The organism is uncultured Chloroflexus sp., assembly GCF_937129525.1.
Taxonomy (GTDB): domain Bacteria; phylum Chloroflexota; class Chloroflexia; order Chloroflexales; family Chloroflexaceae; genus Chloroflexus.
In genome coordinates, this window is sequence record NZ_CAKZNK010000050.1 from 55,544 (window position 1) to 76,958 (window position 21,415).

At 58.1% G+C, this 21,415-nt stretch carries 19 protein-coding genes; 11 read left to right on the top strand and 8 right to left on the bottom strand.

Going from position 1 to position 21,415, the window contains the following annotated elements; genetic code table 11:
• Nucleotides 1-119 precede the first annotated feature (119 nt).
• The 6 genes from Q0650_RS05180 to Q0650_RS05205 form a co-directional block, all read right to left on the bottom strand.
• Complete coding sequence (locus Q0650_RS05180) at nucleotides 120-1,205, bottom strand: hypothetical protein (protein ID WP_298816601.1); 1,086 nt, start codon at nucleotides 1,203-1,205, stop codon at nucleotides 120-122.
• Between the two features lie 179 nt (nucleotides 1,206-1,384).
• Nucleotides 1,385-1,807: a hypothetical protein gene (locus tag Q0650_RS05185; protein ID WP_298816603.1), complete on the bottom strand. Its 423-nt coding sequence runs from the start codon at nucleotides 1,805-1,807 to the stop codon at nucleotides 1,385-1,387.
• The gene (locus tag Q0650_RS05190) at nucleotides 1,804-2,409 is read right to left on the bottom strand and encodes a hypothetical protein (protein ID WP_298816605.1); all 606 of its coding nucleotides are present in this window, start codon (nucleotides 2,407-2,409) and stop codon (nucleotides 1,804-1,806) included. Before Q0650_RS05190 ends, Q0650_RS05185 begins: the two co-directional genes overlap by 4 nt.
• 75 nt (nucleotides 2,410-2,484) lie before the next feature.
• Entirely contained in the window at nucleotides 2,485-3,417 is a 933-nt protein-coding gene (locus Q0650_RS05195; protein WP_298816607.1) for a PrsW family glutamic-type intramembrane protease, read from the bottom strand.
• A 44-nt stretch (nucleotides 3,418-3,461) separates the two neighbouring features.
• Nucleotides 3,462-6,041 carry a M4 family metallopeptidase gene (locus tag Q0650_RS05200; protein ID WP_298816608.1) on the bottom strand — a complete coding sequence of 860 codons (2,580 nt, stop codon included), beginning with the start codon at nucleotides 6,039-6,041 and terminating at the stop codon, nucleotides 3,462-3,464.
• A 69-nt stretch (nucleotides 6,042-6,110) separates the two neighbouring features.
• On the bottom strand, nucleotides 6,111-6,755 hold the full coding sequence (locus tag Q0650_RS05205) for a redox-sensing transcriptional repressor Rex (protein WP_298816610.1): 645 nt from the start codon (nucleotides 6,753-6,755) through the stop codon (nucleotides 6,111-6,113).
• Nucleotides 6,756-7,133: 378 nt separating this feature from the next.
• Between Q0650_RS05205 and coaBC the strand changes: the two genes are divergently transcribed.
• The 11 genes from coaBC to Q0650_RS05260 all read left to right on the top strand — a co-directional run bounded on the left by coaBC (nucleotide 7,134) and on the right by Q0650_RS05260 (nucleotide 19,974).
• On the top strand, nucleotides 7,134-8,372 hold the full coding sequence (gene coaBC, locus Q0650_RS05210) for a bifunctional phosphopantothenoylcysteine decarboxylase/phosphopantothenate--cysteine ligase CoaBC (protein ID WP_298816612.1): 1,239 nt from the start codon (nucleotides 7,134-7,136) through the stop codon (nucleotides 8,370-8,372).
• Nucleotides 8,369-9,421 (top strand): SH3 domain-containing protein, encoded by a 1,053-nt coding sequence (locus tag Q0650_RS05215; RefSeq protein ID WP_298816614.1) that lies wholly within the window; start codon nucleotides 8,369-8,371, stop codon nucleotides 9,419-9,421. Before coaBC ends, Q0650_RS05215 begins: the two co-directional genes overlap by 4 nt.
• Nucleotides 9,422-9,484: 63 nt before the next feature.
• Nucleotides 9,485-11,740: a glycosyltransferase family 39 protein gene (locus Q0650_RS05220; protein WP_298816616.1), complete on the top strand. Its 2,256-nt coding sequence runs from the start codon at nucleotides 9,485-9,487 to the stop codon at nucleotides 11,738-11,740.
• Between the two features lie 77 nt (nucleotides 11,741-11,817).
• Complete coding sequence (locus Q0650_RS05225; protein WP_298816618.1) at nucleotides 11,818-13,959, top strand: glycosyltransferase family 39 protein; 2,142 nt, start codon at nucleotides 11,818-11,820, stop codon at nucleotides 13,957-13,959.
• A gap of 10 nt (nucleotides 13,960-13,969) precedes the next feature.
• Nucleotides 13,970-14,914, top strand: a complete 945-nt coding sequence (locus Q0650_RS05230) for a glycosyltransferase family 2 protein (RefSeq protein ID WP_298816620.1) — start codon at nucleotides 13,970-13,972, stop codon at nucleotides 14,912-14,914.
• A gap of 8 nt (nucleotides 14,915-14,922) precedes the next feature.
• Entirely contained in the window at nucleotides 14,923-15,882 is a 960-nt protein-coding gene (locus Q0650_RS05235; protein WP_298816689.1) for a lysylphosphatidylglycerol synthase transmembrane domain-containing protein, read from the top strand.
• Complete coding sequence (locus tag Q0650_RS05240; RefSeq protein WP_298816622.1) at nucleotides 15,879-16,643, top strand: class I SAM-dependent methyltransferase; 765 nt, start codon at nucleotides 15,879-15,881, stop codon at nucleotides 16,641-16,643. The genes Q0650_RS05235 and Q0650_RS05240 overlap by 4 nt, the downstream gene beginning before the upstream one ends.
• Entirely contained in the window at nucleotides 16,628-17,554 is a 927-nt protein-coding gene (locus Q0650_RS05245; protein ID WP_298816624.1) for an asparaginase, read from the top strand. The genes Q0650_RS05240 and Q0650_RS05245 overlap by 16 nt, the downstream gene beginning before the upstream one ends.
• A gap of 103 nt (nucleotides 17,555-17,657) precedes the next feature.
• Complete coding sequence (gene ubiE, locus Q0650_RS05250; RefSeq protein WP_298816625.1) at nucleotides 17,658-18,398, top strand: bifunctional demethylmenaquinone methyltransferase/2-methoxy-6-polyprenyl-1,4-benzoquinol methylase UbiE; 741 nt, start codon at nucleotides 17,658-17,660, stop codon at nucleotides 18,396-18,398.
• Between the two features lie 48 nt (nucleotides 18,399-18,446).
• Nucleotides 18,447-19,244 carry a DUF4230 domain-containing protein gene (locus Q0650_RS05255; RefSeq protein ID WP_298816627.1) on the top strand — a complete coding sequence of 266 codons (798 nt, stop codon included), beginning with the start codon at nucleotides 18,447-18,449 and terminating at the stop codon, nucleotides 19,242-19,244.
• A gap of 22 nt (nucleotides 19,245-19,266) precedes the next feature.
• Nucleotides 19,267-19,974, top strand: coding sequence for a response regulator transcription factor (locus tag Q0650_RS05260; RefSeq protein ID WP_298816629.1), 708 nt, complete (start codon nucleotides 19,267-19,269; stop codon nucleotides 19,972-19,974).
• 50 nt (nucleotides 19,975-20,024) lie between these two features.
• Here Q0650_RS05260 and Q0650_RS05265 read toward each other — a convergent pair whose 3' ends face one another.
• Nucleotides 20,025-20,243 carry a hypothetical protein gene (locus Q0650_RS05265; RefSeq protein ID WP_298816630.1) on the bottom strand — a complete coding sequence of 73 codons (219 nt, stop codon included), beginning with the start codon at nucleotides 20,241-20,243 and terminating at the stop codon, nucleotides 20,025-20,027.
• Nucleotides 20,244-20,495: 252 nt separating this feature from the next.
• Entirely contained in the window at nucleotides 20,496-21,413 is a 918-nt protein-coding gene (locus Q0650_RS05270) for an alpha/beta fold hydrolase (RefSeq protein WP_298816632.1), read from the bottom strand.
• Nucleotides 21,414-21,415: the final 2 nt, after the last annotated feature.

The following is a 21,415-nucleotide window of genomic DNA, read 5'->3' on the forward strand; positions in this document are numbered from 1 at the left end:
ACCTGGATGGAAGCATTGTCAGGGGTAATGCGGCGAACAGGTTGTGGCTGGCGAGCGCGGCGGTTGCAACCAATCAGCCGTGTTGCCGCGCCCAGCCTCGCATAAGGGTTGGTTACCGGTCAGTAGCGCAAAATGGCAGCGATGCACTGATGCGCAGAAAGAGAACCATCGGCAAGAAAGACCACCTTGCCGCCGCGATCGATCACTGTCGCAATGATCTCATCAACCGCATCGTCGAGCGCCTCGGGTGTGGTTGGTTCATCAATGAGGGTTAGCCGAAATCCGCTCTCATCAACCAGTGCCGGCTGATGGTAGTTCTCTTCTACCAGCAAGCTCATCACGCGACCCTCGCGGGCAAACCGCCAGACCTCGCCAATCGTGGAGGCGTATCGTTGTCCGCCAATGGCTGCCTCTAGCTCACGCAAGACTTGTTGGCGTCGGTGTTGCAGATTACTTTCAACAATCGGCCAGATCAGTTGTCCCAGATCATGCGCGCTGGCATTGTCGTAGTTGCCGGTCAGGGTGGCGATAATTGCATCGCTATGCTTGCTGACTTCGCGGAAAAAGGCCAGGTAGCGATCAACGCCGGCTAATGCCAGTGGGAGGGGGTCGTCGGCCATAAACGGCGCCAACGCTTCATCGACCTGGCGAAAGAAGATCCGGTGATGCTCATCGCGGTAGGCAGACTGATTGATCGCCGGATCGTTGGGAATGCCGCGCGCGCCACCTGGCCCAAGATGAGCCATGGGAAAGCCTCCGGTTTCGACCTCTTGCAACGTTTCGCGAGTGCCTTCAAACAGGCGAGTTGGCTTCTCGCTCAAGGCCAGCACCCAGTAACGTGGCGCGCGATTCATAGCGTAGACCAGATCGCGGGTGTAGAAGGTTTCATCAACGATGACACGCTCTTTCAGGGGGAAGGGTGTCATGTACCACAACGCGGTATCTCGATTAACAAAGATTGCCATGCCGTCGAGGGTGTAACGATAGTCGATGTCGTTGACTAATAGCTCCAACCGGCGCAAGATCGGTTCCACTGCGCGTTTGTCGTAGGTGTCGATGAGCCGGTTGGTGGCAGTAGTGACCAGATTCTTCACCCGGATCGGATCTTGTTTGTTGGCGGGAGAGGTGCGATGCGTCGGCAGGGTAATGGTCAGCGAAGGGTGGCTTCGCAGTGATTGGAGTAATTTCAGATCGGTGATATTCATTTCAGTCACCTCCTTGTGATATTGCCGGCAGCGCAAACACCTGCGCAGCCAGACTCGCTTGCGGGCAGCATACCATGAAAACGGTTTAGATTGACGCCGAAACGGGTATCAGCGCTTGCCGGCCGGGGTTTATTTTAGTGGTTGACACCGATGAGTGACCTTGCGCTGCCATCATGCGTTCACAACCCCGCCAGGCGTAACTGCCGTAGCAATGCGCGCACTGCGGGCAAAGTATGATGCGCGCTTACTTCAAACCGGCACATCCGTTCGCCGATGCGAGCTTGAATAGTGTAGACATAACTGTCCGGGCCCGATTCGATGCAGTGAGGAAGGCGAAAAGGGCGGGTCTGCAACAGAGTGTGATACAGGCGGGTGAATGCGAGCGAAGCCAGGAAACGCGGACGACGCGCCCGCTTATCGCTGATGACCAGACCATTGCGGTAGATCGTGATCGTATGCGATTGAAACCGCAGGCCGCCGCTGCGGCTTACCCTGAGCAAGGCCGCGCGTGGCAGCTCTGGTTCAGGCAGCGGCGCAGCGCTGTCAGCAGGATCGCCGGGTTTCCAGCTCTGTCGGGCAAGGGGATCGACCGGATCGTTCATGGTGCCTCCACCGAAGCAATAATGCGCGCGAACGTGTCGGTAAGTCGATCAAATTCATCGGCTGGCGCGGCCAGGGTAAGGTAGAACGAGTGATTGGCTGTGACGAAAATGTATTCGCGCGCCCTCACCACGACCGGTAGCGCCGGACGGCGCGGCTCGTCAATCGGTTGCACGACATAGGCAAAATCGCTGACAATTGCCCGTGTTCCTGCCACTGTCGTCTCGGTTTCACTCAAGAAGTGGTACGCCGTGAGCAGGCTGCGCTCTTCAACCCGGCGGTCAAGCAATGCCTGCAAGGTGGGGGGATTGTTTGGATCAATGTCGCGTTGTTCTACGCTCAACGTGGTTTTAAACAAGCTGACTGTCTGCGGATCTTCGACTTTGAGTAGCAGATCGCTGAGCGAGTCGACACTCACCCACCGGGCAGGGTAAGCCAGGCTCAGGCTGTTGTCAGGGCTGCTAAACGGGCGTGTCGCCGTTTCGGTGCGCCACATCAGTAACGTGCCGGCCAGCAGCGCCAGCGCCGTGATCAGGGCCACTCCCAGGTCTTTATTCCAGAGTCGCAACCGCCAGACTTGTTCGTTGCCAACTCGACCGATCATCCTGACCTCCTGCCGCGAGGATCAACGTTTGTGAACAATGCGTAGCGCTGGCTATACGGTATCTGCGCTTTCGTTTCAAGGAGAGCGCTGTAGTGTGACCGAGATACTGCGACGGATCAATCCGATCAGCGTCAGGTAGGCCAGCACTGCTACTGCCACTCCCAACCACAAAGAGCGCCATGGATCGACCGTTAGACCAACAGCGCTCACTTCAGCGATGAACCAGCTCACCAACCCGTTGAGCGCTGCGATGATCGCAAACCCGAGCGGAACAAACCAGAGCGGACGATGGCTGAATTTCGCTTCGGCCATGACATAGCCCATCAAGCCGCCAAAACTGGCCTGGGCAAGCGCCGTGGTCGCGGTCGCAATCACGCCAGCGGTCAAGACAATCCCTTCGCTGGCCAGGATGTAACGCAAGTTCAGCAGCGTGGCAACTCCCAGTCCGGCGACCGTTCCGTAGACAATCCCGTCCATTCGTTCGTCAAATTCAGGCGTCGCGTAAACAATTGCTCGCACCGCCACATAAGCGATAACCTGGCGCAGCGGCCCCAGAATGCAGAGCGCGGCCAGTAGTGAGGTGGTTGTATCGAAGGTTGACCACGCGCTCAGACGCCACCACTCTTCGACGGCGCGCCGCCCAATCACATCGGTAAGGAAGAGCGCAGTCAGCAAGACGGCAATAATGCCTCGTTTCGGTTCAGGTTCGAGTCGATCTTGTTGGTAGAAGAAGATAAGCCAGAGCGCTGCCGGCAAGACCGACAGCACAATGCCAGCGAGGAATAGGGGCAGGCCGCTGAGCGGGCCGATGACATTGCCCAAACCGGCCAGCGCCGCGCTCAACGCTGCCATACCGATAATCTGGATCAAACCTGCCTGCCAGAAACCGCGATGCGGTTTGTTAACGATCGCGTAATGGCGCGCGCAGTAGATGCGTCCACCGAGAATGTGGTAAGGGGGCGATTGAGGCTGGTGACAGATACAACACTCGAAGCGTTCGTCGTTCATGGTTTGTACCGGTAGCGTGTAGGGGCACTACACCCTCTAATCAATTACGGACGAGATCGGCGCATCTGCGCATCGAGTCGATACGGATTGGTGGCTGTGGCCGGGATTCGTAACTCACCATCTGACAAGATGGTGCGATAACCACGCGCCACAACGATCACACTGTAACTCTGCCCACGTGGAACCGGTTGTTCGGTGCGAAAACCACCGCTATCGTCGGCAACAGCCATCGTCAGCACCTCATCGGGGGTGAGAGTGTCATCGGCGGCAGCCTGGCGGGTGGTTAAACCCGGTCGCAGAATGAAGACCTGAGCGCCGCGTATACCGCGTCCGCTATCGGCATCGCTAACCGTGCCTTGCAGGAAGACAAGATCGTTGTTTGCCGGCGGTGTCGTTGGCGCCGCGCCGGTTGTGCATGCGATCAGCGCAACATCATCAACAAACATACTGCTGACGTTACCGCGCGGATTTTCCGCCGCAAAGAGCAAACGGATTGTTTTGCCAGCATATTGGCTCAGGTCGGCGCGCCGGTCACGCCACCTGTCATCACCATCGCTCGACTGAATCTGCTCGACTGTGGTTAACGGATTCGCGCGGGTATCGGCGATGACAACTGAGAAGATCGCCTCACCGGCGAAGAGGCCGGCAATTCCGCTCAGTTCGAAATGAACGAGGCGTGAATACCGCAGTTCGACCCCGGTGGCGTTGGCCGGAATCCGCACATCTTGATAGATGTACTGCAAGCTCTCTTGATCGGTGCCACCCAGCCAGGCGCTACGCTTGCCGCTGCGCGGCAACTCGGTATCGATCAATGATGCATCCAGGTTAGTCACCTGTTGCCAACCGGCATCGGCTTCAAAACCGCCATTGACGATCAGATCGCTGCATCCAGGCGGAATATTCTGCGCAGCAGGCGGCAGTGGTGATGGCTCAGGCAACGTATCCGGTGGTTGAGTAACCGGTCCGCCGGGAATCGCCGTACTGGTGATCCCGACTGCGGCGAACGCTTTGCGCGCGGCTTCGACTTCAGTCGGGCCATAAAGATCGGCGGCAGCGCGAGCGGTAGCGGCGGCGGCATCGGCGAAATTACTGTCTGGGGTAAGGTATTGGGTCAGGGCGCGGTAGTAAATCTGTTCTACCCGTTCGCGTCCGATCTGTTGCGCCAACAGGTACGCCGCGTGATTGGGAATGCCGCTATTGATATGGACACCGCCGTTGTCTGTGCGACGGGAATTTGGCAGATTAGCGTATTCTTGCATTGTGGCCGGCTGCCCAATGCTACTCAACGGATTACGCGCATCGTAACGACCACCGAGGGTTGGATCAGCGAGGCTGCGCAGATGGTTAACCGGATATGGCGGCGATTTGACGACATCTTCACCGATGAGCCAGTCATCGCGGTCAATCATCACGGCGAAAACATCGGCATACGACTCGTTAAGCGCACCCGATTGCCCCTCGTAGATCAATTGCGCAGTTGCATCGATCACTCCATGGGTAAATTCGTGACCGATAACATCAAGGCTATAGGGCAGCGGGCGAAAGAGGCGTCCGCCATCGCCATAGATCATCTGCTTGAGTTCACCTATCCAGGCCGCGTTTTCGGCATCTTCAGGATCGCTGCCATAACTGACGGTTGAGACCATTGCGCCGCCTCTACCATCGAACGAATCACGCTGGTGTGTATTGAAGTAGTAATCGTAAACTTTGCCGGCGCCTTCGTGAGCGGCGCGGGCGATGGCATCGCGCGGCAATTCACCCTCTTCGGCGAGCAAACGACCGGGCAAGCGGGTGGTATTGTTAGCGGTATAGGTGCGGCGGCGTTTAGCGGCGGCCAGACGGTCAATCGCATGCACCACATTGCCCCGTCGCGCATGCACAAAAACGAGCCATTCACCCAGCGGCGCTGTCGTCAGCACACGCACCTGCCAGACAACTATCGCGTGACCATCATCGCGCGCATAGACCATCAGGCGCGCGCGGTCAGGGAATGGCGTAAACTGCACTCGCTGGCGTTCGGCGGGGTCAAGTTCACTCCAGATATGCGCGAGCGCAATAGTTTGCGCCGCCGCTGGCGCAATGGCTGGCCGGGGATCGATCTCGATTCCCGGCTCGAAGTGACCATTGACGGCCACGATCTGGTTGGTCGGATCAAGGTGAACAACAAGCTGGCGGCCAAAGACCGGCAGGCCGGCAGCGATCTGTTCGAAGCGAATATGGCTGAAACCGCGTTGATGGTCAGGTTCAATCGGTAGCGGTCGGAGTTCGGCGGCGACGCTACGCAGACCAAAGAGCGCGCGTTCACGGTCAAGAAAACCGCGAGCAATGGCGAGCGGGTTGCCAGTTTCGGCAGCGGTAGGAGTGTAGGGAAGATGACCATCAACGGTAGCGGGGGCAAGAAAGGTGGGAATACCATTGCGGGCATCCCAGGCGGCGAGCAAGGGGCCATTGGCGCGCGCGACAAGGGCGCTAAAAGCGTGATCGGCTGCGGGAGCGACCAGCGCAGGGCGCTGAATCCGTTCAATTGTCGACCAACTGCTCAACCACGGTTGAACCAGCCCGATACCGACAATGATGATCGCAACCAGCGCGCCTAATCGGTTGGTTTTTCGTGTGGCCAGCACACCGATCCCTTTCATGTATGGCGCTGGCTTGCTCCAGATTATGCTGCGCTACGGCTCATAGTACCGGCATCAATGCTCAAGTTGCTGATCGCGAGCCAGATAGTAGGTCATGCTTTGGAGGACTGCAACCGGATCGATATACCTGACCCAGACATCTTCCGGCACTTGCAAAATCATCGGCGCATAGCTGAGAATGGCGCGCACACCAGATTCGATCAAGACATCAGCGACGCGCTGCGCTTGCAACGCCGGCACAGCAATGATGGCGAGTTTAATCTGTTTCTCGACGATCACCCACCGCGCATGGGCGAAGTCTTGCACAGTCAGATCACCAATCTTCTGCCCAATCTTCGCCGGATCAGCGTCAAACAGGGCAACAATCTCAATCCCCTCGGTGCGAAAACCTTCGTAACGCGCAATCGCCTGTCCGAGTAGACCGATACCAACCAGTGCCACCGGCCAGTGCTGGTTGATACCGAGAATCCGCTCAATGTGCTGCAAGAGCTTTTCGACATCGTAGCCGATGCCTTGCTTGCCAAACTCGCCGAAATACGAAAGATCCTTGCGGATTTGGGCGGCTGTGACATTAATGCGCTCGCCCAGTTCTTGTGATGAAACCGAGTGAATGCCCTCTTCGAGCAGATAACGTAGACTGCGCGCATAAAGGGGAAGTCGTCGGATTACGACATCAGGTGGTAAATCTGAACGCTCCACGAAAGTCCTCCATTGGCTCGAGGAGAGTGCCTTCAGCTATTCAAGGCTATTTGCCTCAATTCATGCGTAACTCTGGGCTGAATACCTGAGTACAGCGGCGCGGACTTTTGACCTGGCAGTCGGCTTTTTGTGAAGTGTAGCACTAGCTTGCCGGTTCTGCAAGAGTGTAACCGAGGACATATGTGAATCTTGCGCTTCACGACAGGAACGCAATCGGATTTGCTCATCAATTCTGCTGGCGTCGCTACAGGCAATTGCTCGTTACCGGTTGGTTGTCAGACAGGCAGCCGGTCACGCATACTGCCGGTCGTGAGACCTCCTCCATTCAGATGTGCTACAATGCGCCCGCAGGGAGTCTGCCTGAGCAGTGAGAGGCTTATGGATACGCTGGCGGGCAAACGAGTTATCCTGGGAGTGTGCGGAAGCATTGCCGCTTACAAGGTCGCTCAACTGGCGCGTGATCTGACTCTGGCCGGCGCGCGCGTCGATGTGATTATGACCAAAGCCGCCGAACAATTCGTCGGCGCGGCCACATTTCAGGCCCTCACCGGGCGACCGGTGCTGACCGATATGTGGACATTGCCGGAAGATGGTGTGGTCGGTCACGTGAGTCTTGGCATGCAGGCGGATGTGGTGGTGATTGCGCCGGCGACGGCCAATACTATTGCGCGACTGGCTGCCGGGTTGTGTGACGATCTGTTGACGACGACAGTATTGGCAACGCGCGCGCCGCTGTTGATTGCGCCGGCGATGAATCCGGCCATGTATGATCATCCGGCAACGCAAGCCAATATCGCGACCCTGCGCGCGCGGGGCGCTTGCGTGCTCGAGCCAGAGTTTGGTCGGATGGCCGAACCGCTCGTTGGCCGTGGTCGATTACCCGAACCGGCTGATCTGCTGGCCGAGATCCGCGCGCTGCTTGGTCGTCACAACGGGCCGTTGCGTGGTCGCCACGTGGTGGTAACTGCCGGTGGTACTCGTGAGCCGATCGATCCGGTGCGTTACCTCGGCAATCGTTCGTCGGGGCAGATGGGGTATGCGCTGGCGGCGCGAGCGCGTGACCTTGGCGCGACGGTCACGCTGATCAGCGGGCCAACAGCGCTGACACCACCGCGCGCGGTACATGTTGTAGCCGTGGAGACGGCGCTCGATATGCGAGCGGCAGTGCAGGCTGCCTGCGCTCAGGCTGACATTTTGATCATGAATGCGGCAGTGGCCGATTTTCGCCCCGCCCAACCCTCGACTGAGAAGATCAAAAAGCAGGCCGATGAGGGTTTGACGATCCAGCTCGTGCAGAATCCGGATGTTGTGGGAGAGCTGGCTCATCGCAACGATCTGTTCAAGGTCGGGTTTGCCGCCGAAACGCGCGATTTGCTGGCTAATGCCCGCAGCAAACTGCAACGCAAAGGATTGCATTTAATTGTTGCAAATGACGCTGTTGCCAGTATCGGCCAGGCCGAGATTGCCCTGGTCGTCCTTGATGGTGAGCAGGCAATAGAATTGCCGCGCCAATCGAAGGAAACTGCGGCAGCGATGCTCCTTGATCTGATAGTGGAACGTTTTGAGCAATGGTTGCCTGGCCGGCAACCATCCGCCAGAGAGAACGGAGACCGATGACCACCGAACCAGAGTCGAACCAGTCATCTTCTGAGTCGCTACCGTCATCGAGGCCAACGCGACGCTTGACTGCCCCTCGCATGCCACGCGCGACGACTCCGGTCGAGAGACCTGCATCTCGTACCGAAATTGATGAATTGATCGGCGCGCTCGGTAACCCGACCCATCCGCGTCATGCTGAAGCGGTTGATGCACTGGTTGCCATCGGCGCGGCGGCAGTGCCGGCATTATGCGCAGTGGTAGGGCCGCAGCAACCATGGTTGCTCGTTTACCGCGCGACCGAAGTGTTGGCTCAGATTGGCGATGGTCGAGCAACCGGGCCGTTGATCGCTGCTTTGAAACATCAGAATGCTAATGTGCGTTGGGGAGCAGTGCGCGCATTGACTCAGGTTGGTGATGTGCGCGCGCTGTTTGCCTTGCGCGAAGTTGCTCGCTCGGATCAGGGACGCACGAGTTGGGGTGAGTCGGTGGCCGGCGCAGCGCAGAGCGCGCTTGATTTGCTGAGCCGGCGCAGTATCTGGGCACAGAGCCTGGAACTGATAAAACTGTCTATTGTGAGTGTGATCTTTTTGTTGTCGGTTGCGCTCGCCTTTGGCGTGATCGGTACGCTGCGCAACGAGCTGGAACAATTCGGTCGGTATGTTCCCGGCCAGACTGAGCTACCGAATCTGGTCTTGCCAACGCCGCGTCCTACGGCTACTCCCCGCCGCTCGACACCGGTTGCCGATCAGCCAACTGCTTTGCCGGCAGCAACATCGGTAATCACCGGCACTGTGTTACAGGTAGCAAATGTCCGTCCCCTTCCCGGTACCAATAACCAGCCAATTGGTCGGATCAACGCTGGCGATGAGATCATCTTTCTCGCCCGGACGACCAACGGTCAGTGGTACCTGATCCGACTCGGCGATCAGTATAGCCCTGACTCGTTCATTGCCAACCCCGATGGAAGTGGCGCCGGCTGGGTCAATCAGGCGCTGGTCTCACCGCCACCGGCAGACGTGCCGGTGCAGGAGCCGTTACCGTTAATCGTGCCGACAGCGACACCGTAAGCCTGGTGTGGCCCGCAGGGGTAGGGATGGAAACGATCGTCTGGGTGTCAGGTGAATACAGGTATGTCCCCAGACCGTCAACAACGCGCGCAAACATCACCGCAACCGGCAGATCTGCCGGTTGCGCCCCGCTTTGCGTGCCTGTCTGCGCCGGGCGCGCGTAAGCTGGCCGCTCTCTTCGGTTGGGCTGTCTTTGCGGCGCTCATCATCACGCTTTTCAGTCAGATACCGGCGCGGCAGACGTTTGACATTGGGCGTAACGATGCTGCGGTGGCGCAAGGGTTGGCCGAACCTGAAATGGAATTGCCCGGTTCAGATGGGGTCGCGCGGCGATTGACACCGGAAGCTGCGTTGCGCCTGCCGCAAATCGGCATGCCGGCAACGGTAACTTTACGCTGGTATGCAGCGGCTGGGACGCCGGTGTTCGTTCAGGTCAATAATGATCCACCAACCCAGTGGATCGCCAGCGGTGATTGGGTAGAGCAGAGCGTTACAATCAGGAGTGGCTGGTTCAAGGCTGTTGATGTTGTTATCAAAATCTCGGCGGCGACCGCAAGCGATCCCGTCTGGCTTGATCGAGTGACACTGGTGGCAATGCCACCGGTAGTGCCTTATCCGGCGCAACTAGGGTATGCTGCATGCGCCGGCGCGTTGGCGGGCGCCTTACTGGCCGGTCGTCCACGCCGGCAGATACTGGTTGCGCTTGCCGGATACGGCGGATTGTGGTTGTTGCTCTACCGTATCAGCCCTTATCCGCTGCTCTACCTGCCGCCGGTGACTGTGGCCGGTCTGGCTGTCGGTTGGCTGGTCTGGCGCTGGCCGACGATGAGCGAACGCTGGCCGCGTTGGGCTACGCCGTGGCTAGTTGGCGCTATCATTGCGCTCTGGATGGCATTGATGTGGCCGGCGATGCAGGCGCGCGTTACACTGGCCCGGCCCGGCGTTGAAAACGATTTTCGCGTTTTTGCCACTCGCGACACGCTGGAGACCATCTTTCAAGCCGATGGTTTCTACAATCTTGGTTACCCCTTGCTCCTCTGGTTGACACGACCTTTTACGCATGATAATCCTTTTCTGGCCGGTCGCCTGATTGCCCTGATCGGCGGTGGTTTGCTCATCGGCGCCGGCTATCTGCTCGCGCGTTGCTTTAACTCGCCTGGACAGGCGCTGCTGGCTGCGATCATCCTGGCATTGAGCGGCATGGTGGCGCAGTACGGTTTGCTGGTGGGCAGTGATATGCCATTTGCGGTCTTGTTTACGCTGGCTGTCGCTGTGACACTGCGCGTCAGACCTGACTCACATCGTATGGTTGCGTTGGCTGCCGGAGTGCTGGCAGGGGCTGCCTTCCTTATCCGGCATCCAGGATTGCTCTTGTTACTGTGGGGCACGATAACGCTATGGTGGCTGGTTGATCGACGAACGGCGATGCGTTTTGCATTGGGATTTGCCCTGGCTGCTTCGCCTCAATTGATTGTCAATATGCTGCAAACCGGTCAACCGTTGTTTAATCAGCAGGTCAAGAACGTCTGGCTGGCAGTCTATGCCAATACCGATTGGAGTCGTTGGGATGAAGTGCCCAATAGTATCGGTCTCTTCGAGGTAATTGCTCGCGATCCGATCCGTTTTCTGGCTAACTGGAGCCGTAATGTGATCGGATTTATCGGGGCGGGCGCGGAGGATGTAAGCGAATTTGGCCGGGCCGATCAGTTACGGTTGCTGGGTTGGCCGGCAAACTGGCTGGCTATCGGTGGGTTGGCGCTGGCTGGCTGGCAGGCGTGGCACGGTAAAGCTGATCGGCGCTGGCTGGCTCTGGTTGCGCTGATTGGCCTCTATGTAGCCGTCATCGCGATAGCTTTCATCCTGCCACGCTTCTTTCTGCCGCTGACACCGATATACGCGGGAGCTGCGACGTGGATGGTAAGCCGGCTATGGAATCATTCGCGCGCTCTGGTATCGACAGCGGTTGCGCTGATCGTGCTTCTTGCGCCTGGCCCGGCAATCGCCGTTAACGCTGTGCTGGCAGCTCAGCCGGCAGAGGAAGTGGCAGCGGTTGCGTTGGTGCAACGAACTCTACCAGAACCGGGAGCGCGGCTCGTGGCGGCGATACCCGAACGCTTGCCGTTGGCCAAATATTCGGCGATTGCCCATCTGATCGATGAGCGTGTGCCGGTGACGGTGACATCCGTCGAGTTACAGGCATTGCAGGCCGATTACCTGCTCTGGGACAATGCTCAGGGGCCGCCGCCAATTGCAGAACTAGATCGGAAACAGATTGGCGATGGTCGATTCTCGTTATACGTGTTGCTGCCAGCTCGTTGAAATGCGCAAGCCGAAAATCTCTGCTATGATAGAGCGGATCCGCGGCTGGAATGCGCGCGATTAGTAACCTGGAAACTATGGTCTCTTCATCTACGCGCCCGCTCGCAACCGAAAAGCATCGCTCCCAGACCGTCAAACTTGCGCATATCGCGCGCCGTCCGGCAATCTGGTTGGGCGCGCTGATGATCATCGGTCTTGGGTTGCGGCTCTGGTTTTTGTCCGTGAACCAGATCGACCCCCGCTTTTCGGCAGCCGACGACGGTGACTACTATCTGCGCGCGCTGCAATTTGCCGTCACCAGCGAATATCAAGACAATTCGTGGCTGGTGCGTCCACCCGGACATATCTTTTTCTTTGCGGCATTATTGCGAATTGGGCTGATTTTCGGCGATCCGGCCATTGGCATTGCGCTCATCCGCGTGGCGCAAGTTGTGATGTCGTTGGCGCTCATTCCGCTGGGCTACGATCTGGCGCGGCGTCTGTTTGATCGGCGCACTGGCTTCATCTTTGCTCTGATTCTGACCGTCTGGTTACCGATGGTCGAGTTACCGGCGCTCATTCTGAGCGAACCGCTGTTCTTTTACATGCTCGTTACCCATGTCTGGATGTTGGTGCGCTGGCGCGATGACCGGCGCGCTGGCTGGTTGATCGGCGCCGGGATAACGCTGGCGCTGGCGGCGCTGGCTCGATCGCCCGGTCTCTATGGCGCGCTGTTTGCTGCGCTCGTCATTGTTGTGATTGCATGGCAATCGGCTACTCAACGGCGGTTTCAGCGTATTGTTACGGCGCTCGTGACCTTCTCGTTGCCATTTATCCTGACAATTGCGCCATGGACGATCCGCAACTACCTGTTGTATCAGGACATCATTCTGGTCGATTCGCTGGGGCCGGTCAATCTCTGGATTGCGATGAGCGATGCGGTGCATGAAGGGCGCGGCGAAGGTGAGGCAAAGGGTATCTTGCTCGCTGTGCCTCAGGCCGAACGTCAGCGTTTTGTCAGCGCTGAATTGCGTCGGATTGCGCAGACGGAACCGGAGCGCTTCGTTCGCAATTTCTGGTCTCATTTTCAGCACATCTGGAAAGCGCAGTTTATCGAAGACTTCCTGGTCAAAGCGAGTTTTTTTACTCGACCTTTGCGTGAAGTCTGGCTGCTCGGGATCGTCGGCGATCTGATCTGGCTTGCATTCACACTGGCAGCGCCGGTTGCCTTCTGTTTACGCTGGCGTGATGGCGCGTTTCGCTTGCTGGCCTTGGGCTGGATCGGGTATACCTGCCTGATGGTGATGCTCATCCATGTGGAACTGCGTTATTTGCTGCCGATCTGGTTTTGGCTGGCGCTGTACGGCGCAGCGGCAATCGCCCATAGCAGTCACTGGCTGCGCCGACCAGGTTGGCCAGTGCTGGCCGGTCTGGCCGTAAGCTGTGGTCTGGCAGTGCTAATCTTCAGCTACTGCAACTACCCGCAGATTATGCGCAATGGGCTGGCGCGTGAGCAGGCCTGGATAGCGGCTCAGCAAGCACTGGCGCGCAATGATGTCGTGGCGACCGAGCAGGCATTGCGGGCCATGCTGTCGGCTGATCCCGATTTTGCCGATGGGCAGGTCGAATTTGCCCGCTGGTTGCTGACGCAGGGGCGTTACGATGAGGCATGGCAGGTTATCGGTGACTATCAAACCCATCGCGGGAATCTGGTGCGCGGCGCGCTGGCCAGAGCGCAGGGAGATATGGAAACGGCTGCGGTCTACCTGCGCGATACCGAAGAACGGGCCGGTGAGGATGTGCAGCGACTGGCATGGGCCTGGCTGAAACCTTCGCCAATAACAGCGCTGACGTTGGGCAACGATCTCGATCTTGGTTACCTGCACGGATTCGCTTTCGGTGAGCGGGCGGGTGAGGTTACGTTCCGCTGGTTGCAAGGGCAGGGTATGATCAGGTTGCCATTACCTGAACCATTGGCCGGCGATGAAATCTTGATGCTGCGCCTGGCAGCGCCGGAGCCAACCCCGTTAACGGTCATTATCGCCGAACAGCATTACAATCTAACGGTCACGCCGGGCGACTGGCGGGTGTATCGGTTGCCGCTGCCGGCGCAGGCGCATGGCTTGCAAGAAGTGACCATTGAGCTGCGCGCGCCGACATTTCTGCCTTTCCAGCGCTATCCCGGTAATCCCGATGCGCGCCCGCTGAGCGTGATGGTTCAGCGCATATCTATTCGCTAAGGAAGGAAGAATGCAACAGATACAAGTATCGCCCCAGTCGATGCTAAAGGAAACCGGTAGCTATCCGTTTACTGTCAGTGTGGTGATTCCTGCCTATAACGAGGCGCACGGCATTGCCAGTGTGATCGAACGTGTGCGCACCGTACTACCCACGGCTGAAATCATCGTTGTCGATGACTGTTCACGCGATGAGACGGCGGCAGTAGCGCAAGCCGCTGGCGCGCGAGTGATCCGACACCCGGTCAATCGGGGTAACGGCGCAGCGGTGAAGACCGGGATCCGGCGAGCGCGCGGCGAGGTAGTGCTGCTGATGGATGCCGACGGTCAAATGGATCCGCGCTACATTCCCGATCTGCTCGGTGGAATTGCCGCCGGTTACGATATGGTCGTGGGCGCGCGTACCCGCGATACGCAGGGCGATTCGATCTTTCGACGCTGGGGGAACCGGGCGCTCGATGCATTGGGCAGCTATCTGGTCGAAACCGAGGTGCGCGATCTGACTAGTGGCTACCGGGCAATGCGGCGCGACGTGATTATGGAATTTATTAATTTACTGCCTAACCGGTACTCATACCCTACCACCAGCACCCTCGCCCTGCTCAAGGCCGGCTACCATGTCGGCTATGTACCGGTGACCGGTCAGCGACGACAAGGCGGTCAGAGCGGGCAAAAACTGGTGCGCAACGGGATTCGGTTTGGCCTGATCATTCTGCGCATCGTTTCCCTCTTTGCCCCGTTGCGGGTCTATTTTCCGGTTGCGCTCTCGATGCAGGGGCTGGCGCTTCTCTCGTTCCTGGTCAGCTTCTTCATTACCGATCCGTTTCGTTTCCATATTCCCAATTCGGCGGTGGGCTTATTTGTGGGCAGCATCATCATCTTCATGTTTGGCCTCAATGCCGAACAGGTTGCCGCGCTCCGCTTCCAGCGTCCGCCGCGCATCGCTGACGAGGAGTAACCGCTGTGATGCGTCATGTCATCTCGTGGTTGCTACGCTTGATCGGGCCGGCGCTGTTAATTGCCTTTCTGGCGACCAGTGACCTTAACAGGCTTTGGGAAATTGTGCGTTCGGCGGCAATTGTTCCGATCCTCTGGTCGCTGGCATTATTTCCGCCGTTTGTTATCATCAAATCGTGGCGCTGGATTCAGATTATGCGCGCCATGAATCTGGTGCTCGATCTGCCGACGGCGTGTGTGCTTTACATCGTTGGGCTGTTCTACGGCGCGACGACCCCCGGCCAGGCGGGCGATCTGCTCAAAGCGGTTTATCTGCGTGAGCGCGGCCACCCGTTTGCGCCGGCGCTGCTCTCGGTAGTGCTCGATCGACTGTGTGATCTGATCATCATGGCTGCTTTGGGCGCGATTGGCGTCTTCGCGTTAGGCCGCTTGCTGCCCAGTCGTGAGTTGCAACAGGCAATCGTCATCGTGTCCGGGATCGGGCTGGTGGTAGTTACCGTGTTGCTGACCGCGCGCGGGCCGCGTTCGTGGGCGCTCACCGTAGCGCTGCCCAGGATCGCGCCGCGATTGCGCGCGCGCCTCGACCACTGGAATGAGCAGATGCACAGCCTGACATTGACCCCTGCTCTGATTGCAACTGTGAGTGGCGCGACACTTATCTCGGCCAGTTTTACTTTTTTGCGCTTGTGGCTGCTCTTCCTGGCCCTCGATCTGGGCGCGGTGCCCTTGCCGGTTGTGATCGGCTCGTCGGCCTTGATCGCTGTGTTGCAGGCGTTACCCATCTCGATTGGCGGCGTTGGTGTGCGCGATGTCGTGCTGGTGGCAACTCTGGCCGCGTATGGCTACTCACAAGAACAGGCGCTCACCCTGTCAGCCCTCTTCTTATTGATTAACGTCGAGCATATCATCATCGGTTTTATCGTCTCGTTATGGTTTCCGATCAGGCAGAGTGGTACAATATCTTCATGACGTATAACCGTTACGCTGCTGTGTATGATGGCAGTGGGCAGATTCGGTTTGCCTTGCTGACCGGAATCTATCTGGAAGAGATCTTGCAACGCCACCCGGTTGATGGTCGGCGAGCGCTCGATCTCGCTTGCGGCACAGGTACCTTGTTAGCGATCCTGGCAGAGCGGGGATGGGAGGTAACCGGGCTTGACGCCTCGGCAGCGATGCTGGCGCAGGCGGCAGCAAAACTGGCGCAGGCGTCTACCAGAGTTGAACTGTATCAGGGTGACATGCGTGATGTGGCCACACTGTTGCCGGCCAACACCTTTGATTTGGTGACGTGTACGTATGATAGCCTCAATTACCTGATCGGCGGCAACGATCTGGCTACCTGTCTGCGTGGTATTGCGCAGGTATTGGCGCCAGGTGGCTTATTTGTCGGTGATATGAATACCCGCCACTTTCTGGCTGTTGATTGGGGACATTGCCTGTTGAGTGAACAGCCGGGTTATGTGCAGGTGGAACAAACTCATTTTGACCCGGTAAGTGACACATCGACTATGTGGCTTACCGGATTTATCGGCAATGATCACGACGGCTACGAGCGGTTTGATGAGATTCACATCGAGCGCGCCTATCCGACTGAACAGGTAGCAATGCTGATCAACACTGCCGGGCTGACAATTGAGGGATGTTACGATGGCTTTACCTTCCAACCGCCGGTAGCAACGACTCAGCGTATCTTCTGGGTCGCCCGTAAACCACTATGCCGAAACTTTTAATCCTCTCAACCGGGGGCGCTCTTGTGGTCAGGCGCGCTTTAGGCTGCCGCGATGACCAGCCGGTGACGCTGCGCACCGATCTGGTTGCGACTATCGAAGAGTTTGCTAACCTCCCCGGCAGTCATCTAACGCCGCAGCAGGTGTTTACGTTAGCGCAGCGGATTCATAGTCTGCGCGAAGCGTATGATGGTATAGTCGTCGCTTCTGGCAGCGACACGCTAGAAGAGACCGCATTTCTGCTTGATCTGCTCGTGCCTGATGGGTCGCCGGTAGTCATCACCAATCTGCCGCGCCTCAATGCCAGCGGCGTAGTGGCTGCCAATGGTTTACAGGCAGCAATCGCGGTAGCGGCAACACCGGCAGCAGCTCAGTTGGGGGTGCTGGTGGTAGTTGACGACTCCATCTATGCGGCAATGAGTGTACAGACCCAATACAGTCAGGGTAGCAGAATGTTTACCGATCCTTTTGGCCCGTTAGGACGGGTTGAGGGTGAACAGGTCAGCATCTGGTTGCGACCGACAAACCGGCAGTATATCGCCGCGACGCGCCTGGTTGAACCAGTCGATCTGATTCGGGTCGGGCAGGGTGCTGATGATCGGCAATTACGTCACAGCATTGCCGATCAGGTGGCCGGGATCGTGATTGAAACTCTGGGAAGCGGACGGGTGCCGCCGTGGTGGTTGCCGGCTATTGGCGAAGCGATTCAGCGCCGGATTCCGGTGGTTGCGGTCAGTCGGGCCGGCGCCGGCGGACTGGGTGATGAGTTTGGTTTTGTCGGTGCATACCACGATTTGCGCAAACTGGGCGTCATTTTTGCCCCCAATCTCAGCGGGATCAAAGCCCGGGTGAAGTTAATGGCTGCGCTGGCAGTGGCTCGCTCACCGGCTGAGCTGCGTTCCTTGTTTCGCTAAAACACCACCGGCTTCGACAGATGAGGAATAGCAAGAAGCCAGTTTCAAACAGCCACCGAATGGCTTCATCGCAGGATGGCGCTCCGTATCGATTGAGGTGATTATGGCAGAGGAACGAACGATCACAAACGTCTTGCCGCCGCCAGAAGAGAAGGCGGCATACGTTGAACGAATGTTTGCGCGGATTGCCCGCGGCTACGATCGCGTCAATCGGGTCATGACCTTTGGGCTTGACCAGACCTGGCGGCGTAAAGTGGTCGAGGCTGTTGCGCCGCCGATCAATGGGCGAGCGCTCGATGTAGGCACCGGCACCGGCGATTTCTTGCCGGAATTGGCGGTATGGATGCGCAACGGGATTGTGATCGGAGTTGACTTTACCGTGCCGATGATGCGTGCCGGTCAGTCTAAGATTGCTGACCTGACTGCGAGCGGAAGAGGCATGTTTGTAGCCGGTGATGCCTTGCAGTTGCCGTTTCCTGATAACACCTTTGACTCGATTACAACCGGTTTCGTCTTGCGCAACGTAACCGACATCCCCACTGCCTTGCGCGAGATGTACCGGGTGGCCCGCCCTGGCGCTATGATGGCGTGCCTGGAAGTTGCGCGTCCGCGCAACCCCCTGATCCGCTGGGGGCATCGCCTCTACTTCGAGCAAATCGTGCCGTGGATTGGCGCATTGCTTGGCGGCGACCGGCGCGCCTATACCTATTTGCCGCAATCGGCCCGCGCCTTCCCGCCACCCGATGAACTGGCAGCGATGATGCGAGCCGCTGGATGGCAGCATGTGTCTTACCGTTTGTATGGACTGGGCGCAGTCGCGATCCACGTTGGCGCTAAGGTGTAGCGCGAGGCTCAAACCGTTGGCGTCACAATCAAAGGATGAGGTTGTCCGATGAACTACGACGACGACGATATTCGCTTGCGCGCGCAGCGATTAAGGCGGATTCGCCGACAACAAGAATGGATCGATGATGATTGGGATGATCTGCCGTCGGTACGGTATCGGTCACGGCCTGCCGGTGGCGGCTGGTCGTTGTCATTCATCAGCCTGCTTCTGATCATTCTGGTGGGAGGTCTGGCCGCATTCTGGTTGACGCAACGCATGAATGCCATCGGTTCAGCGATGCCGAATCTCCAGGTGATTGTGCAAACCCCGACACCGCAGATTATCAGCGGCGCGGCAGTTGTGCAACGCATTCAGCAGTTGAGCCGGTTAGAGACGAGCAAATATACGATCGAGCGCGTGATCGACATCAGACAAGGAAGCAACATTCCAATCATCGGCGACTGGCTGGCCGGTGATGCTCTCTTGCTGATTGCCCACGGCACGGTCGTGGTCGGAGTCGATTTGAGCCGGTTGACACCGGACGCAGTAACAGTTTCACCGGATGGCAAGCAAATCACCGTGCGCTTGCCGCCGGTGCAGGTCTTCAGCGCGACGCTCGACAACGGAAAGACGCGGGTCTATAGTCGTGATCGCGGTCTGTTTGCGCCAGAGAATCCTAATCTGGAGACGCTCGCTCGACAGGCAGCCGAGCAGCAGATTTTGCAGGCAGCCTGCGAGGATGGAATCATGGAACAGGGTACCCGCAATGCTGAGCTGGCCTTGCGCCAGTTCTTAGGGTTGATCGATGGAGTTAACGTCGAAGTAGTGACTTCACCACCAGAGTCGTGTGCGGTAACACCCTGAAGCAACGAGGCAAAACAGTAACATGAGTGTTCCTCGCGGTATTTTGATTGGTGGGTTGGGCGAATTTGCAGATGAGTACCTTGTGCCGCTGTTTCAAGCTGCTGGTTATTACATCTCTGTCGCGCGAGGTTGGACGCAATTACTCGACACGTTCAGTCGCCAGATCGATCTTGCCTTACTCGATCTGCCTGGTGAGCATGCTATTGACCGATTGCGCGAGGCGCGCAATCAATTCACTGGCGTGCTGATGATTTTGGGGCCACGCAATGATCGGTTAATTGTAACCGCCTTTGCCGAGGGAGTTGAGGATTACGTCCCCCGCCCTTTTCGCGCCGACGAGCTGATGGCGCGCGCGCGAGCGCAGTTGCGGCGCCAGCAGCGCCACCTCCCACCTCCATTTACTCTCGGACTGTTTACCTTTGATCTGGCGGAACGTTCGATTACGTATGCCGGACGTCGGCTCGATCTCGATCTGCCGGCGTATACCTTGCTTTGCGTGTTGGCTGAAGCGCCGTATCGTACCTTCACTGCAGAAGAGCTGGTCGCGCTGGTTTGGGGGCGCAATCAGGCGCACAACCTGCTGCTGATAGACGCTCTATTGCAATCATTGCGCCGGCAGATCGGCGATCAATACGCTCACGAGGCGCTGGTGGGTGATCTCCAGTGTGGCATATCGTTACTGCCAACAACCGCACATAATGCGCCTAACACACGAGAACAATCCGGTTAAGCAAACCTGTAGTTTGCTCTCGTTCCTCGCAACTCATATCTGGCACACTCCTACCTCGGCGCAATCTGGGTCACTACCCCCATAATGTAACTCACTCGCACCGGATCGCCCGCTTGCGGGTTTGGATAAACGCTCTCGGCGCCGATCCGCGCGCGAATTGCCTGCGTCTCGCCCTGATGGTGGAACGTCACATCGTAGAAGATGGTGCCGTGAATATCAACGCGCTGAACTTCGAGCAGCACAGCGTCACGGATTCCAGAAAAGATCATAGCAGTTCGCTCCTCGTTGGATGTTGTTATAGCGCGATTCCAATTGGTGTTCGCAATAACAACCACCGCTGTTTAAGCGGTGGTTGCTGGCGTTGAGTAAGGGCAACTTGCCTGAGTATTATACCGCTATTTTACCTGATCCAATCATTCTGACGCAGACGAGGCGAGGCAAGGTTTACCGGTTACCGATCCGGCCTGTTCCGGCAGGAGCGAGCAGAGCAAAGCGGTCATTTCAGATCGGTAGGAGAGCAGTTACGACTCTGGCTGACCGACAGGCTGTGATCCGGCGATAGCGCGAGCAAACTCACCGATGAAGGCCGCCACTGCGCGTGGCCGTTGTTGTTGTGGCATATGGCCGCAGCGCGGCAGGAACAGAACCCGCGCCTGCGGCAGATTTGAGCAGAAGAAATCGCGCGACTCACGGGGAATGAAATGATCAGCTTCACCCCAGATAAGCGCCACCGGCACACGCAATGCTTGCAAGTCTTCTGCTCGCAGCATAGCGTTTTCATCAACTGAGGCGACAAATTGCATCACCGGGTCACGGCGGAAGATTGAGCGCAATCCCTCGCCAGCGAGATAGAGCGGTAGCGGTGGACGCCCGTACATCTGCTGCAGCACACGTCGCGCGGTGCGACCATCAGGCAGGGTGATCGTTTGCAAGAATGGCTCCCACGACTCGCGGCCACGCAAGATCGCCCCTCCCGGCGCGAGCAAGACCAGTCCGGCCACCAGCTCGGGGGTGGCGAGAGCAACCCGGACAGCGATCCATCCTCCCATCGAGTTTCCAACGATCAGGGTCGGTTGCCCGATCACCTCGCGGATCATTGCCTGCACCAGCGCGACCTGCTGGTCGATGGTGGCATAACGCTGTCCGGGGGGAAACCCGCTCCGACCGAATCCCGCCAGATCGAGCGCATAGACCGGGCCGATGGTCGTAAGACGGGGCATCACAAATGACCAGGTTTGGGCGCGGTCAGCGATGCCGTGCAAGAGCAGCAAGGGCAATGTGCCGGCACCGCGCGCCGGCATCGCATAGTAGTGAGCGCAAATACCGGCCAGCCGTCGTTCATGGCTGGTCGCGCCTAACCGCAACAACGCGCGGTGGCTCAGGCCGTAGATCAGCGGTATGGAAGCGGCAGATAACGGGGTGAAGAGCCTGCCCAGCATAG